Origin of the sequence: Paenibacillus sp. FSL E2-0178 (genome assembly GCF_038593005.1) — a bacterium.
Classification (GTDB): domain Bacteria; phylum Bacillota; class Bacilli; order Paenibacillales; family Paenibacillaceae; genus Paenibacillus_AQ; species Paenibacillus_AQ phytohabitans.
The window spans coordinates 2,675,705-2,691,986 of record NZ_CP151953.1 but is presented as its reverse complement, the minus strand read 5'-3'; the positions used below and the strand labels follow the sequence as shown (position 1 = coordinate 2,691,986).

The following is a 16,282-nucleotide window of genomic DNA, read 5'->3' as shown; positions in this document are numbered from 1 at the left end:
AAAGGAGTAGAGCAATGTTTAAAAACTTTCTGTACTCGCAAAAGGTCGCTCCTTACGTGTTCGTGCTGCCCTTTGTGCTGGTGTTCCTCATTTTTTGGGTATATCCCCTGCTTAGCTCGTTCGGTATGAGTTTTCAAAAGGTAACGCTCGGCCAGGAGGCGCAGTGGGTAGGAATCGACAACTATACGAAGCTGATGAGTGACACGATCTTCTTCAAAGCCGTCCGCAACAGCGGCGTATATATGATCCTGACACTGCTTATTCTCATTCCTTTTCCAATGCTGTTCGCGGTCCTGATCAACAATAAATTTATGTGGGGACGGGAATTCTTCAAATCCTCCTTCTTCTTTCCAGCACTGACCTCGGTGGTTGTAGCCGGTACGATCTTCAGATTAATGTTCGGCGAAATGGAGGGCTCCTTGATCAACAGCCTTCTGGGCCTATTCGGCGTAGAGCCGGTTAAATTTCTGAAGGGGCAGGTCACGGGATTTATCGCCCTGGTCGCCTTGGCCAGCTGGAGATGGATGGGGGTCAATATGCTGTACTTCCTGTCCGGCCTGAAGAATATTCCGGATGATTATTATGAAGCGGCATCGATTGACGGAGCGTCAGCTTTTCAGAAATTCACAAGAATCACCATGCCTTTATTGAAGCCTACTACCATATATGTACTGACGATCAGTATTTACGCCGGTCTGGCCATGTTCATTGAGAGCATGATGTTATGGAACGGCAATAATTCCCCGAAGAATATAGGCCTTACCATTGTCGGGTATCTGTACCGCCAGGGAATTGAAAAGAACAATCTTGGATATGCGGCTGCGGTGGGTATTGTGCTGCTCTTGATTACTATGGTGATCAACCTGACACAACTGGCCTTTAGCGGCATGTTTAAGAAGGAGGATTAAGATGAAAAAAGAAACTGCAATCAAAATCGTCCTCTTTGCCTTCTTTACGGTGGTATGCATCCTGATCCTGATACCGTTCTATGCAGTAACGATTGCCTCCTTCAAGCCTGGTGAAGATTTGATCCGATATGGGCTGAATCTGAAATTCGACCTTTCGGTAATGAATTTCGATAACTTCGTGTACCTGTTTACAGGCGATCATGCCTACTTTACATGGTTCTTCAATTCGGTGCTGCTTACGCTGGTGCAGGTAACGTTGACCTTGCTGATAAGTGCTACAGTGGCTTATGGTTTCTCGGCATATGAATTCAGAGGGAAGAACTTCCTTTTTATATGTGTGCTTCTTATCATGATGGTTCCATTTGAGATTCTGCTGCTGCCTCTGTATACCTTGACCAATAATATGGGACTGATGAACAGCTACTCTGCAATTATTCTGCCGGGGATAGCCGGTGCAGCGACGATCTTCTTCTTCAGACAATATTTAAGCGGAATTCCGAAGGAAATCATTGCTGCCGGCAGAGTGGACGGGGCCAGTGAATACGGGATTTATCTGCGCCTGATTCTGCCTATCATGAAGCCTTCATTCGCCGCAATGGCGATTCTGAACGGTATGAACAGCTGGAACAACTTCCTCTGGCCGTTCATGGTGCTTAGCAGTGAGCACAAATATACCCTGCCTATCGGACTCAAGACACTCCTGACTCCATATGGCAACAATTATGATTTACTTATTGTCGGCTCTTTTTTCTCCATTCTTCCCATTCTGGCCTTATTCCTGGCCTTCCAAAAGTATTTCATCGACGGAATGACTGCAGGAGCGGTGAAAGGGTAAGGCTTGCCTGTAATGTTCTTAGATGAATTCTTAGATAAAAAGATCTGATTAAAGGAGAAACCCTGATGAGCACAAATAGAGAGTACAGTAACCCGCTTGTAGAGCAGAGGGCGGACCCATGGGTGTACAAACATACTGACGGCTATTACTATTTCACGGCTTCCGTACCGGAGTATGACCGGATTGAAGTAAGCAGAGCTGCAACAATTGAAGGGCTGAGAGAAGCGGTACCAGTCGTAGCCTGGCGCAAATATGAGAGTGGTCCGCTTAGCGCCAATATCTGGGCTCCCGAAATCCATTATATCGATGGCAAATGGTATATTTATTTCGCTGCCGCCCGGACCACCGAGACGAAGGAAGGGCTGTTCGACCACCGCATGTTCGTACTGGAGAATGAGTCGGCAAATCCGCTGGAAGGGGAGTGGGTGGAGAAAGGGCAGATGATAACGGCCTGGGAATCCTTCGCCCTGGATGCCACTTCGTTCGAGCACAAGGGAGTGCGGTACTATGTATGGGCGCAAAAAGACCCCGATATCGAGGGGAATTCCAACCTGTATATCTCGGCCATGGCGAACGGCTGGACGTTAACAGGTCCGCAGACCATGATCGCCACGCCGGAGTATCCGTGGGAGATTATCGGCTTCCGGGTGAATGAGGGCGCAGCAGTGCTGAAGCGTAACGGCAAGATCTTCATGAGCTTCTCCGCCAGCGCCACTGACTACAATTACTGCATGGGCCTGCTTACGGCGGATGAGGACAGCGATCTGCTGGACGCGGACTCCTGGACCAAACATCCTGAGCCGGTCTTCAAGACCAGTGAGGAGAACGGGCAATACGGCCCCGGGCACAACAGCTTCACGGTTGATGAGGATGGTGAGGATGTGCTGATCTACCATGCCCGCAACTATAAGGAGATTACCGGTGATCCGCTCTACGATCCGAACCGCCATACCCGGGCCCAGCGCCTGCACTGGAATGAAGACGGCACACCGGATTTCGGCGTACCGGTGAAGGACGGCGGGAAGTAACAGGCCGGTTCCCGTCCCGGAGCCGCAATGGCAGATGACTGGCCTGCGGATGCAGAGAGTTTCTGCAATAAAGAGTGAACTTTAGTTCAGCTTATATAGACACAAAAATCCCGCAACCCTGATAGGGGAGCGGGATTTTTTGCGTCTTGCTTTTAGTTGATGGGTTATAACTGTATTTGGTACAACTAAAGTGGCCATTTATTGCGCGGTAAGTATTATAGTTGTATTCTCTGCAATTATATTGACCTTTGTGCCGCAAAGGAGCACTTTTCGCTACTTTTAGTTGTACAGAATACAATTAAGAGGCCGAATTTGCTTAGGGGCCGTCTTTTAAGTGTACGGAATACAACTATCGGTGATAGAAGCTAATCCTAATATATTCTTGATTACCTGCCGTTTGTGTGGGGGCTCCGAGTGGTTTCTTTTATTGAATTCATGCGAGATCCTGCACAAAATACAACATTTTCCTCAGGATATCGGCCCTAATCCAAGATTGTTGTATGAAATACAACATTTCTCCTCTCCCAGGCAGTTTAGCCGGAAAATTCTTGTATTTCGTACAACATTCCTCCCGAACATCCGGATATATAGGGGGCCAAGTTGTAAAACGTACAACATTTATGCCTAGGTGAAGCTCTGTACCGCGAATTGTGGATAGAACATAGAACATAGAACATAGAACATAGAACATAGAACATAGAACATAGAACATAGAACGCAGAACACAGAACATAGGAAGTTCACTCTACTCCTGCTGCCCGGCGCGGCACTTCGGAGACAATAGTGTGTTTTTAATGTTTCTTGCCATCTATAGGAACTGTAATAGTCTTGTTATAAGTCTTAATGTAGTGGTATCCATCCAGCAGCAGGAGCTGCGGCGCCTCCTTCGTATTGAACGAATACGTCCGCTCCCACAGGATGTTACCGTTCTTCAAGTCCCACGGACGGGACTGGGATATAGAAGCAACGGGAACTGTGGTTCCTCCGGCTTGAACAGCTAAAGTCTCCGTGTCGAGGAAGGTGAACTGCTGCCCGGCGATCACGATATCATAGCCGGTACTGGTCCGGGTAACACTGCGGATCCAGAGCTTCTCCTCGCCAAGCAGAATGGAGCGGTCAGAGGGTGCGGACAGGGAGACAGGCTGTTCTATTTTCTCATATCCGGTGAAATTATCGAGTACCAGTTCAACACTTTGCAGCTTGTCTGTCGGGAGCACATCGTATTCGATTTCAAAATCCGTGAGTCCCGTTTTGCCGGAACGTGCCGAACGCATGGACCAGTAATTCACTTCGATCCCATTCACATAGAGCTTGGTTACAGCCGAAAATCTCGGAGTTTCCCCATCTTCCAGTTCATAATGCCCCTTCACAAGGGTTGAGGTCGGAGAAGCTGTAATAGAATCATAGTGGACCGTTCCCTGATCAACCGGAACAGCTTGGGATATATCCGCTGTGAGCAGACTTTTCATGGCTTGGTTCGCTTCAAATTTGAAGGAGACAGGATAGTGTGCCACTGTCCCATTCTCCAGCCACTCGCTGAATGTAACGGTCAATGTTCTGGAGAAGGGGCTGGCCGGCTCAAATTTGTATACTCCCTCGAAACGGGTACCGTCTTTGCTGCTGCCGCCGCTCCCCCCCAGGGGATCTGAATCCGTCAGGAACCCTTCCAGTTTATCTACTCCGTAACGGAGAGAATAGTTGCCGGCAGGGAAGTCGCCAGTATATACACTGCCTGAAGCCGGATCAATGCTGTAATACATCGTCAGGGCGTTGTCGTCCGCAATCACCCCGTTAATGGTAATAACCGTTCCGTCATCTAACGTTTTGCTTTTATGGACGCTTTGGCCGTATCCGTGGTCCGCCAATTCAGTAAAGGCCATGGTATCCAGCTCGCTTTTACTAAACAGCTTCCCGCCGTAATAAGCAAATGCAGGATATTGATAGATGCCCACCGTCAGAATAAAGGCTGCCGCTGCTGAGGCAACCCAGGTTTTTGCTCTAATCCGGGTTCTTGTCTTCACAGGAACGCGTTCAAGCGCTGTTCGAAGTCTGCCCTCAAGTTCTGATGGGGTCATGATCTGCTGATGCTCCTGTAATCTCTCCTCGATCGTTCTCATAACGGTCACCTCCAATCATAGCTTTCAGCTTCTGTATCCCTTGAGAAATCCTTGATTTGATCGTCCCGACAGGAGAATCGGTCATCTCCGCAATCGTCTGATAGGGAAGATCGTGAACATAGCGGAGTTGAATCGCTTCCCGCTGCCGCGGGTTCAGGTGAGCAAGCAGCGCCGACATGTCCAGCTCAGACTCCGTATAGCGGTAGGGGTTATCTGCAGTCCATGCGGCAAGTGAAGGCTCCCGGTCGTCTTCACCGTCCAGAGGAAGATAACGCTCCTGCTTGCGGAGGACGGTCTTGCAGCGGTTCACGAGTATCGTTTTGCTCCAGCTGTAGAAGGCCTCCCTATTGTTCAACTGCTCCAGCTTCTCGTAAAGCGTAACAATCATATCTTCCATGACATCCATTGCATCATGCTCATTTCCCATATAGCTGTAGGCAAGCCTGTAATAAGCGTCCTGTTCGGCCAGGATTAGTTCCAGTAATGCTTCTTTATTGCCCCGCTGGGCTTGTCTCACAAGACGGCTTACATTCATGTTCTCACCTCTTTCATAGATAAGAGTCCGCAGAGGTTCTAAAAGTTCATTATGCACAAAAAAAATCTCCACAGCCTGTTCCGGTGGGGAATGAGTAGCCCCTGGGAAGCCGCGGAGGAATTAGTATGATGAGCTTTCTTAATTCATTCGTAGAACAGCAGACGTTTGGCATAGGCGTTGCGGAAGTCGGTGGGGGTGAGGCCGACGATCTTTTTGAACGATTTCATGAAATTATGGCAATCCTTATAGCCGAGCTGCAGGGAGACTTCACTGACATTCTGGTTGGTGTCTGCGAGCAGGAATTTCGCCAGCTCCATCTTCTGCTGCAGAATATATTGCTTCAGGGAGATCCCGGAGATCACGGTGAACAGATGGGAGAGATATTTCTCATTGTAGCCGAAGTAGGCGGCGATTTGCGATACCTTGATGTGTTCACTGCGGCTCCACTTGATGTAGTCCACAATATCGTTATAGAGCTGCTCCTGCTTCGTCTTTTTGAGCGGGTCAGCATCGGCATTGCAGGTCTGGTTGTACAGCTCGCATAGAATCACAGTAGCCATGTAGTTGTTGAGTGTAGTCTGATTGTAGCCCCGCACCGAATCCTGCAGCTGCTTCATCATTACGATGATTTTCTCCAGGCTCCGGAGGGTTCCGTACTGAGGCAGTAGAATCCGGTTATCTTCCTTGTCATAGGTACGGGGAGCAAGATCGGCAACCTGAATTCCGCTGGTGGAATGAAAGTGCAGCCAGTAGAAACTGCATTCAGAGGGCTTGTACCCGTATTGCTTGGTGAGCGGAGGGAGGAGCAGATATTCCCCTTTGGAGACCGTGAATTGCTGGTTGTCACCGGCCAGATAGAGTACTCCTTCGGTCATAACGATAAGCTCGTAATCCTGCAAAATTCTGCTCAGGTGAATCCACTCTGCGGAGGGGGCGACAAACTTGCCGGTAATCTCCAGATTCACTGGCTTATCCACAATCAGCTCGAAGGCAGTCATTTGCATGTCCCCTTTTTTCTGACTTTAGTACACTTCTTCTAACCTTTATTATTCCTTAATCCCGGCATGAAGTAAAGCGCTTCCTAAATAAAAAGTTTAGGTAATGACTAACCTTTTTACACATATTCGAACATTAAACTATTTATCCGAATTTGAAATAAGGGTAAGCTGTAGATAAGACAAACAGACAAACTTAACCCATATTCAAACAAAGGAGATGAGGCAAAAAGCTTGTGAAATATGGCATTTGCGCTACAAATGGCGAGGGGATATTTTTTTAGAGTCTTATGTAAGCGTATACATTTTTGTGCGAGCCAAAAACCGGAAACAAATTGGATCAGAAATGTGTGAGGAAGAATCCGGAAATACAGAAGCGGTTTCGGTTAATTTTAGCAAATGTTGAAATATATCTTGCTTTACCATAGAGGCGGACAGAAAAAGGGAGGATACAAAATGAAGAAGTTTCTAACGGGTATGCTCGCGCTTATGCTCGGTGCGGCGGCGTTATCGGGATGCTCCGGCGGCAACAATACAAATACAAATACAGATGCTGCCGGTGGCGGAGATACGGGCAAGAAGGTGAAGCTTACAGCAATTATGACCAAACATCCGCTAACCCAGGAATTCTCCAAAATGCAATGGCTGCAGGAGGCCGAGGAACGCGCCGGCGTTGAAATTGAGTGGCAGGAGGTCACGGCGGACTGGGATCAGAAAAAAGGTACACTGCTTGCCAGCGGCGATATTCCTGACCTGATTGTAGGTGTGAATTCCATTACGGATGCTGATTTCTCGCAGTTCCCGGGCCTCTTCGAGGATATGAGCGGACTGATCAAGGATTACGGCCCTAACGTGCAGGCGATGTTCGATGCCAAACCGGAGACCAAAGTGATTGCCACACAGCTGGTCGGCAAAATCTACGGCCTGCCCAAATACCAGAGATTCTGGCCGGAAACCACAACACGCCAGTTCATCAACCAGAAGTGGCTGGACAATCTCGGCCTGCAGATGCCTACGAACTGGGATGAGCTGTTCGATGTGCTGAAAGCATTCAAGGATGAGGATGCCAACGGAAACGGCGATAAGAATGACGAAATTCCGATGGATTTTGCCCCTACAGGAACGGTAGCGTTCGGTGCCTTTATGCCGACCGTGCTGATGGGCAGCGAAGGGATTACACTGACGGATAACAGCGGACTGGGTTATTTCGTCGAAGACGGCAAGGTGAAAAACTTCTTCACGGATGAGCGCTACAAAACGCTGGTCGCGTTCCTGAACAAATGCTTCAGCGCCGGACTGATCAATCCTGAAGTGTTCACCCAGGACTATACCAAATACCAGTCCGTTGCCCGCGGCAACGGTGAGACAGCAGCCGTCGGCTTCACCTGGGGCTGGGAGGTCACGGACAGAGTCGGTAATACGCTGGCTCCACAGTATGCCTCGATGTCCCCGCTCAAAGTATCGGCTGATTCAACCAGCAAGATTTCCTGGAGCTATGATTACAACTCCTTGAACTATGGGGTGAATGCAGTACAAATGTCCGCCCAATCCAAGCATAAGGAAGCGGCCATGAAGTTCATCAATGAATTGTATGATCCTACTGTAAGTATGCAGGTGCTGTTCGGCTCCCTCGGCACGAATATCGGTGACAATGGAGACGGCAGCTACAGTATTCTGCCTCCTGCAGATGCCGCGATGGACCCTGGTACCTGGAAATGGACTTCCTCCTGGGCCGATAACGGGGCTATGTATATTGCCGATTCCCTCAAGCTGACGCTGGGTACCGATATGCAGTCTGTCGGCAGCCAGACCGAGCCGCTCAAAGCAGCGCTGGACGGGATCAATAAGGATACGGATGTGCTGCCGAGCATGTTCATCAAGTACAGTGCGGCAGATAACAACACCATGAGCTTGAATAACACCGGTATGATGTCTCTCGCCCTGTCGAAATGGTCGCAATGGATTACCAAGGGCGGCATTGATGCCGAGTGGGATGACTACGTGAAGAATATCGGGAAGACCGGTGTGGACAAGAATATTGAGATCATCCAGAAATATTACGACGACTACAAGAAGAATCAGTAATACAGCCTTGCAGCAGTTAACGCGCCATTAATCGAGGCACAGGTGCATAAGAGAAACCGGGACCGGAAGAAGCGTCAGCGGGGTATAGGGCTGAGACTGCTTGTTCCGGCTCCTTGATGGAAGGGGTGGTTCTGATGATATCCAAGAATCTGTATGAGCATCCGGCTCAGCCGAGGGCGCATAAGAAGCCCACCGTACTGAATACCTTCAAGCGGGATCATCAGCTGTGGATTATGATTTTTCCGGCCATTGTCGTGATCTTTATCTTCAACTATATCCCGATGTACGGCATTCAGCTGGCGTTCCGCGATTATGATTTCAGCAAAGGGCTGACCGGGGGCGCGTGGAGAGGACTGTTCTATTTCCGGCAGTTTTTTGACAGCTATATGTTTGCCGATCTGATGAAAAACACGGTGGCGATCAGTCTCGCCACTGTAATTCTAAGCTTCCCCGCGCCGATCATACTGGCGCTGCTGATCAACCAGGTGCGCTGGAAGCGCGCCAAAAAAACACTTCAGACGACCGTGTATCTGCCGCATTTTATCTCCATCGTCGTTATGGTGGGTCTGCTGAACGTACTGCTCTCCCCGAATTCGGGGGTAATCGGGCATATCCTCAGCTCGGTCGGATTGGGCGATGTCAACCTGCTGGGCTCAACGGGGACGTTCGTTCCGGTATATGTGCTCTCAGAGATCTGGCAGCATTGCGGGTGGAACAGCATCATCTATCTGGCCGCACTGTCTACTGTGGACCCGCAGCTCTATGATTCCTCCAAAATCGACGGGGCCAGCCGCTGGCAGACGATCAAGCATGTGGATATTCCGGCGCTGATTCCAACCATTATTATTCTGTTCGTGCTCAGTATGGGGAATGTGCTCAGTACGGGGTTCGAGAAGGTGTTCCTGATGCAGAATGCCCTGAACCTTCCGGTGTCCGAGGTCATCGCAACCTATGTCTACAAAATCGGGATTATCAGCAACCAGTTCAGCTATTCCGCCGCCATCGGGCTGTTCAATACCGTGATCAACTTTGTGTTCCTGTACGCGATGAATATGATTGCCCGCAAGTCCTCGGATATCAGCCTGTGGTAGCAGAGCTAACGGAAGGAGTGGAGCAGCATGCAGCTAATCACTAACAGTAAAGGTAAAAATAAAACCGACATCCTCTTCGATGCCGTGGTCTATCTGGTCTGCCTGCTCATCTTTTTGAGCATTGTATACCCGCTGTATTTCGTCATTATCGCCTCTGTCAGTGACTCCACGCTGGTGTCGACAGGTCAGGTGACTATTTTCCCCAAGAATATCAGCTTCTTCGGCTATAGTGAAATCTTCAAGGATGCGCGGATCTGGACGGGGTATAGCAATACACTGCTCTATACGGTGCTTGGGACGGCCGTGAACCTGCTGTTCACCCTGCCTGCGGCGTACGTGCTGTCCAGACAGGAGTTCCGGGCCCGGCGGTTTCTGATGCTGACCTTTGTCATTACACTGTTCTTCAACGGGGGACTGATTCCGACCTACCTGCTGATGAAGGATATGCATATGACGAATACGATGTGGGTGTTCATCTTCCCGTTCTGCGTGAATGTCTATAATCTGATTATCGCCCGCTCGTTCTTCGAGAATTCGATCCCGAGAGAGCTGTTTGAGGCGGCTTCGATGGATGGCTGTACGCATTTCAAATTCTTCCTGAAGGTCGCCTTGCCGCTCTCCAAAGCGGTGGTTTCAGTTATCGGACTGTATTATCTCGTTGCCCACTGGAATGACTTCTTCACCGGACTGATCTACATCCGCAGCAATAACCTGCAGCCGCTGCAGATTGTGCTCAGAGATATTCTGCTGTCCAACCAGGTGTTCTCGCAAGGTGCGGGAGCGGGCGGTTCAGCCGGAGGTTATGCCCAGCAGTATGCGGATCAGGTGAAGTATGGAGTCATCATCGTGTCTACCCTGCCTATTCTGATTGTGTACCCGTTCATCCAGAAGTACTTCGATAAAGGGGTCATGATCGGCTCGGTCAAAGGTTAAAGAGGAGGATGAGTGATGAACACAGATACGAATAATAATGCGGCAGTAAACTCAGGCATGCTGTACCAGCCGGGTACGGTGAAAATAACCCCTGCCATGCAGGCCTTCGGCTACAGCCATGTCGCGCTTAAGCCCGGCCACTGGAAACAGCAGCAGGATGAGACCATCGAGATGTATCTGGGCATTCCGGATGAGGATCTGCTGCATATTTTCCGGATCAAGGCGGGTGTGCCCTCGGAGGCTGACGGTTTAGCCGGCTGGTACGGGGCGGGGGCAAGCACCTTCGGCCAGAAGCTGGGGGCGTATGCGAAGCTGTACCGGGTGACCGGTGATTTCAGACTGCAGGAAAAAGCAGAGCTGCTCGCAGATGAGTGGATCGCCTGCGCCGAGCAGTCCGCTGAATTATTCGACAATGACACCTATGTCTATGAGAAGCTGCTCGGCGGTTTCCTCGATCTGTATGAGTATCTGGGCTATGAGCGGATTCTCCCTTATGTGCTGAAGCTGACGGAAGCCGCGATGAACCGCTTCAAGCAGGATATTGCCAGGGACGGGCTGCAGGACCACGGGCTGTGGTCCAGTCATATGATCGAATGGTACACGCTGCCGGAGAATCTGTACCGTGCGTATCAGCTGACCGGAGAAGAGAAGTACAAGGACTTCGCTAAGGTATGGGACTACGATTACTTGTGGGATAAGCTGAACAGCAGGGATTTCGCGATCGGCCCGCGTCATGCCTACAGCCAGGTGAACAGTCTATCCAGCGCAGCGCGCGCCTATGAAGTGACCGGGGATGAACGTTATCTGGCGGCGATGAAGATCGCTTACGATGAGCTTACGGCCCATCATATTTTTGCCACCGGCGGTTATGGGCCTGCGGAATGCCTGTTCACGGAGAAGGGGGGCTACCTGGGGGATTCACTGAAATCAACCTGGGACTCTACGTTGTCCAGCCTGACCTATACCAATTTCGCCGGGACGGAAGTCACCCGCAATGATACCTGGGGCAGCTGCGAGGTCTCCTGCTGTGCCTGGGCTGTGTTCAAATTCAGCAGCTACCTGTTGCAATATACCGGGGAAGCCAAGTACGGCGAATGGGTGGAGAAGCTGCTGTATAACGGAACGGGCGCGCAGCTCCCGGTGAAGCCGGACGGAAGAGTGATGTATTATGCCAACTACTTTCTGGATGGTGCAATGAAGACGGTGGAGGACCGGAGACTGCAAGAGGGCGGGCATAATTTCGAGTGGCAGTGCTGCACTGGCACCTTCCCGCAGGATGTAGCGGAGTATAGCAATATGCTCTACTATCACAGCGAGGATAGCTTGTATGTAACGCAGTATCTGCCTTCCCGGGTGAAGTGGGCCAAAGACGGCATGGATATTACGGTGGAAAACTATTCGCAGTATCCGGAAGTGGAGGGGCCGGTCAAGCTGCGGATCAGTCTGGAGGGAAGTGCGGAGTTCGGGCTGAAGCTACGCATTCCGGCGTGGGCCACAGGACTGAACAGCTTGAAGATCAACGGGGAAGAGGTGGAGACGGCGGTTGTGCCCGGTGAGTGGGCTTCAGTCCGCAGGGAGTGGAATGATGGGGACATCGTGGAGATCGACTTTCCGTTCCCGCTCTATTTCAGAGCTGTGGATGCCGCGAATCCCGGCATTGCCGCCTTGAGCTACGGCCCGCTGGTGCTGGTAGCCGATAAGATGACCCGGTTCATCGGCGACACCGCCGACCCGTCCGGCTGGATACACCCGGCTGAAGGGCAGCCGTATACCTTTGAGACGGACAAAGGCCATGTGGCAGGATACAGCCACCTGACCCGCAGCTTCCAGCCGTATTACAGGATCGGCGAAATGCAGTGGTATTATATGTATAACGAAATCCAGCCGCGTTAGCGGCTGGATTGTTTGTTTGTGGTTATGAACCGTAATACGAGCATTGCTAGATAAGCTGAACATAAAACTTTAACATGAAACTTGAACATGAAACCTGAAAAAACTTTAACATAAAACTTTAACATGAAACTTGAACATGAAATTTTAACATAAATCTAACCTTAACCTTGTGAATATTTGAACCTCCGGCGTAGCGTCAAGAAGTTCGTGTGAAAGAGTAGAAGTATCTCTCTGGGTATGGGAGGAGTATGGGTAGGGGGAGGGGTAGGAGGAGGAGTAGGAGTAGGAGTAGGAGTAGATGTAGATGTATGGGTACGGGTTCGCCTGTTGTCGCAGGAACCCTTGATTCATCCGCTTTCTGGGTAGTGATCAGCTGACTTTTACTAACTTTTATAAAATCCTGCACATAATACAACATTTCCCTCGTCTTATCGGCCGAAATCCAAAATTGTTGTATCAAATGCAGGATTTCAGCTTTTTCCAGCGGTTTAGGAGGATTATTGTTGTATTTCATACAACAATAATCCCGGATACCCGGCTATCCATCAATCCAAGTTGCAAAACGTACAACATTTATGTCTACTGTGCTTCCGAAGAAGTCTCCATTCTGCTGCAGGTCACGAATCAAGTGCAGGGCATTGACGTATTCCGCCAGCCTCGCTGTGACTGAACGGTAACCTGCAGGTGTGTTGTCTAAAGTGCAGCTTATATAGCGTACTTATTCCTTCACGATTGTAATCACATATTCCTGCTCCGTCGTATGATCCTCTGCCTTAACCGTGAGGTTCAGCGTTGTGCGGTTTTCGGTCAGCTTAACCTGGCGCGGGAGCGATTCCTCGATCAGGATTCCGTCCGCATAGACCAGGGCATTCTTATGCTCTGGTGTGACATTCAGCTGTACACTGCCGGCCGCTTGCGGAACGGTAAGGGTATAAGCGGTTACTCCGCTGCTGAAGGGAGCAGAGAGCGTGCCTTCGCTAAAAGCAAGCTGGCGCAGCCCGGCGCTACGGCTGTAGCCGGTCATCATGCGCAGCAGATCGAATATGCCATTTTCCTGCCCCGGAATGACGAATTTGACCACCACTTCGGTCTTGCCGCTGATGACTTCAGCCGGGATAAGATAGCTCCGGTTGTAGAAGCTGCGCGCCTGATCGGTGTGCAGAATTTCGCGGCTGATCAGCTCACCGTCCGCATAAATAGCGAGCTCCTTGCCGTTGCTGCCGGAGAAATAGGTAACCGAGAGGTAGTTGTCACTCTGCGGCGCCACCTTCAGCCGGTAGCTGAACCAGCCGCCATTCTCCGCCTTGCGGATATTGTATCCGTCCCATGTAGCCACAGAGGTATTCTCCCCTTGAACTCCGTGCTCCAGCTCGTATTGGTCATTGCCGACAGGCAGACTGTCAAGGGTGGCATCCTGCACACGCTGCCGGATTTTGCCCTGCAGAATATGCTGCTGCAGCTCCGCCGAATCGGCTTCCACCAGCCGCCAATAGATGCCGTAACGCTCATTATGCTGCTTATAATGGGGCGTAAATACCAGCCGGTTGTCTTCATCCGTTCCCTGAAGCGCAAACGCCAGTTCATTCTGCTCCAGCCGGACAACGCGGTCCGCAAGCTGCTCCAGCCATGATTCCGGACTTTCATTCACCGTGGTGATGAAATCCTTCACCAGCATATTGCGGGTCGGCACACTGACATCCACACCTGTGGCAGACACAGCCAGATCAGTCCGGCCCAGGGCGGCGCTGAGCACTGCCGGCCCGTATTTGAAGGCTGCAACATGCCGGGCATCCGGGAGATTGAAGTAAGCAAGCTTCATCGGCAGCCGGAGCTGCAGAGTATCGCCGTCTTCCCATACTCTGTCCACTACAGCATATGTTCCGCTCCCGTTGAATACAGCATTGACCGGCTCCCCGTTCAATAGGAGGTCCGCTTCACCGGCCAGCCAGTCCGGCAGACGAAGCTTGAGCGCAAGGGGACTGGCCTGAGGCTGCAGGGTGTTTATTGTGAATTGTACAGCATCGCTATAAGGCAAATTGGCCGATTGTGTCAGCTTCAGCCCGTGTTCACTGGAGTGGAGGGTGGAGCTTAGGTACTGATTGACCACAATGCTTGCGGCATCATAGAAATATAGGCTGTCATTCAGCTTGGTGAAACTCTCCATGCCGGTTCCGGTGCAGCACCAGAAATGCTCGAACGGTGAGCTGTATACTTTGAAGTAACCCGTTGCCATAGGCTGAAAATACATCGTCATCCCGGTATGCGGATGCTGTGAGGACACGATCGCATTCAGGTACGTATTCTCGTAAAACTCAGCGTATTTGGAGTCTCCGGTGATTTTGAACAGCTCGCGTGTCAGCTTCAGCATATTATAGGTGTTGCAGGTCTCCGCAGTGAAATTGGAGCGTTCCCGGTCCAGCATATCCGGATCGCCGAAATGCTCCCACTCGCTGTTGCCGCCGGTAATGTAGCTGTGATGATGCACAACCATATCCCAGAACCGCCCGGCGGCCTCCAGATAAAAGACCTCACTCTCCCCAAGGGTCCGGTAACGGTTCAGCGCCCCGAGGAACTTCGGAATGGTAGTATTGGCATGTTTGCCTTTGAGGATATCTTTGCCTTCACGGACCGGAGTGAACAAAGTCAGCTCATCAAAGCTATGAGCGGCGCTTAAGTGGTTAGCGTTCCTGCTGATTTTGTACAGCTCATAAAGGCAGTCATTCATCCCGCCATATTCGACGGATAATACGCGCTGCTGTATTTCGTCAGACCAGGAAGCCGTACGGTTGTACACCCAATCCCCCAGCTTGTTCACTACGTTATACGCTGTTGCGCTGCCGGTGGCAGAGTAGGCGGCGGTGAGTCCGGCGATAATCTTGTGCATTGTGTACCAAGGCACCCAGGCAGGCTGTTTATTCTCGACATTATCGAACAGCCGCTCATCGAAAGCTGATAGGTAACCGCACTCATGCTGGCACAGCGCAAGCTCACTGAGCAGGTATTCCAGTCTGAGCGCAAGCGCATCATCCTGGGTGGTGGCATAAGCCTGGGACAAGGCAGAGAGATAATGGCCCAGCGTATGCCCGCGGATTTCGGTATTCTCCCAACCCGGATACTTCTCGCTCTTCTTCGGGAGTCCCCGGTTCTCACGGAAGCCGGCCAGCAGACGGTCAGGTTCCAAGCTGGTGAGGTACTCTATTTCTTTGGAAAAGGCATTGACGATATACGGATCGGCGATGGAAACCTGATGCATGCGGTACTCCTGATACATGGGTTTGCCCTGAGTCTGGTCCACAGACTGCGTTTGGGGTGCAATTGTCACTTTTTATCACCATTCCTATGGATTCTATAATGTTAAAGCAAGGCTGGTATCCTATGAATAAGCTTATATTTAAAGGGCTTGTCGGTAAATAGTGATAGGTTCGAATATGTGTGAAAAGGTTAGATTTACGAGATGGAGTGGGATAAGAGATGAGTTGCGGGGCGGGAAGAGCTGCTGGCCAAAGGGATGGAGAGGATGGGAAGCACGGGAAAGAGATGGGAGAGGGAGGGAAAGCACGGAAAAGGGATGGGAGAGGACGGGAAGCACGGAAAAGAGATGGAGAGGCCCAGGAAAAGAGGGGAACGGAAGCAGATTAGAGGAGAAATGGAGGCAGGGAGAACGGTGATAGTAAGGTAAGAAGCGGGGAAGGCGGTGGTATGGAAGGAAGGAAGGAAGGAAGGAAGGAAGGAAGGCAGGAAGGAAGGAAGGAAGGAAGGCGCGCGAACCCCGAACCCCGAACCCCGAACCCCGAACCCCGAACCCCGAACCCCGAACCCCGAACCCCAAAAAAAACCGCTGTTTGCTACAAGCGTTGTTATC

Annotated in this window: 13 protein-coding genes; 8 read left to right on the top strand and 5 right to left on the bottom strand. The window is 50.8% G+C overall.

Translation table 11 applies throughout. The features are described from left to right. Window positions 1–14: 14 nt before the first annotated feature. The 3 genes from MHI42_RS11800 (at window position 15) to MHI42_RS11790 (ending at window position 2,771) form a co-directional block, all read left to right on the top strand. The gene (locus MHI42_RS11800; RefSeq protein WP_042211370.1) at window positions 15–908 is read left to right on the top strand and encodes a sugar ABC transporter permease; all 894 of its coding nucleotides are present in this window, start codon (window positions 15–17) and stop codon (window positions 906–908) included. Window position 909: 1 nt separating this feature from the next. Beyond that, window positions 910–1,743 carry a carbohydrate ABC transporter permease gene (locus tag MHI42_RS11795; protein ID WP_342423885.1) on the top strand — a complete coding sequence of 278 codons (834 nt, stop codon included), beginning with the start codon at window positions 910–912 and terminating at the stop codon, window positions 1,741–1,743. 65 nt (window positions 1,744–1,808) lie between these two features. Continuing rightward, window positions 1,809–2,771: a family 43 glycosylhydrolase gene (locus tag MHI42_RS11790; RefSeq protein ID WP_342423884.1), complete on the top strand. Its 963-nt coding sequence runs from the start codon at window positions 1,809–1,811 to the stop codon at window positions 2,769–2,771. A 791-nt stretch (window positions 2,772–3,562) separates the two neighbouring features. Here MHI42_RS11790 and MHI42_RS11785 read toward each other — a convergent pair. The 3 genes from MHI42_RS11785 to MHI42_RS11775 all read right to left on the bottom strand — a co-directional run bounded on the left by MHI42_RS11785 (window position 3,563) and on the right by MHI42_RS11775 (window position 6,421). Continuing rightward, a complete protein-coding gene (locus MHI42_RS11785; protein WP_342423883.1) occupies window positions 3,563–4,888 on the bottom strand; it encodes a DUF4179 domain-containing protein in 1,326 nt (441 codons plus the stop codon). Next, entirely contained in the window at window positions 4,827–5,423 is a 597-nt protein-coding gene (locus MHI42_RS11780; protein ID WP_342423882.1) for a sigma-70 family RNA polymerase sigma factor, read from the bottom strand. Before MHI42_RS11780 ends, MHI42_RS11785 begins: the two co-directional genes overlap by 62 nt. Before the next feature lie 143 nt (window positions 5,424–5,566). After that, window positions 5,567–6,421 (bottom strand): AraC family transcriptional regulator, encoded by an 855-nt coding sequence (locus MHI42_RS11775; protein WP_342423881.1) that lies wholly within the window; start codon window positions 6,419–6,421, stop codon window positions 5,567–5,569. Between the two features lie 453 nt (window positions 6,422–6,874). Here MHI42_RS11775 and MHI42_RS11770 point away from each other — a divergent pair, with 453 nt between their 5' ends. The 4 genes from MHI42_RS11770 to MHI42_RS11755 all read left to right on the top strand — a co-directional run bounded on the left by MHI42_RS11770 (window position 6,875) and on the right by MHI42_RS11755 (window position 12,420). Continuing rightward, complete coding sequence (locus MHI42_RS11770; protein ID WP_342423880.1) at window positions 6,875–8,503, top strand: ABC transporter substrate-binding protein; 1,629 nt, start codon at window positions 6,875–6,877, stop codon at window positions 8,501–8,503. Window positions 8,504–8,736: 233 nt separating this feature from the next. Then, window positions 8,737–9,594: an ABC transporter permease subunit gene (locus MHI42_RS11765; protein WP_256703764.1), complete on the top strand. Its 858-nt coding sequence runs from the start codon at window positions 8,737–8,739 to the stop codon at window positions 9,592–9,594. 27 nt (window positions 9,595–9,621) lie between these two features. Then, window positions 9,622–10,527: a carbohydrate ABC transporter permease gene (locus MHI42_RS11760; RefSeq protein ID WP_342423879.1), complete on the top strand. Its 906-nt coding sequence runs from the start codon at window positions 9,622–9,624 to the stop codon at window positions 10,525–10,527. 15 nt (window positions 10,528–10,542) lie between these two features. After that, window positions 10,543–12,420, top strand: coding sequence for a beta-L-arabinofuranosidase domain-containing protein (locus MHI42_RS11755; protein WP_342423878.1), 1,878 nt, complete (start codon window positions 10,543–10,545; stop codon window positions 12,418–12,420). 196 nt (window positions 12,421–12,616) lie between these two features. On the opposite strand, the gene MHI42_RS11750 is transcribed toward MHI42_RS11755, so the two are convergent. After that, window positions 12,617–12,934 (bottom strand): hypothetical protein, encoded by a 318-nt coding sequence (locus tag MHI42_RS11750; protein ID WP_342423877.1) that lies wholly within the window; start codon window positions 12,932–12,934, stop codon window positions 12,617–12,619. A gap of 204 nt (window positions 12,935–13,138) precedes the next feature. Further along, window positions 13,139–15,742: a beta-L-arabinofuranosidase domain-containing protein gene (locus MHI42_RS11745; protein WP_342423876.1), complete on the bottom strand. Its 2,604-nt coding sequence runs from the start codon at window positions 15,740–15,742 to the stop codon at window positions 13,139–13,141. 186 nt (window positions 15,743–15,928) lie between these two features. Here MHI42_RS11745 and MHI42_RS11740 point away from each other — a divergent pair, with 186 nt between their 5' ends. After that, window positions 15,929–16,099 (top strand): hypothetical protein, encoded by a 171-nt coding sequence (locus MHI42_RS11740; protein ID WP_342423875.1) that lies wholly within the window; start codon window positions 15,929–15,931, stop codon window positions 16,097–16,099. Window positions 16,100–16,282 lie beyond the last annotated feature (183 nt).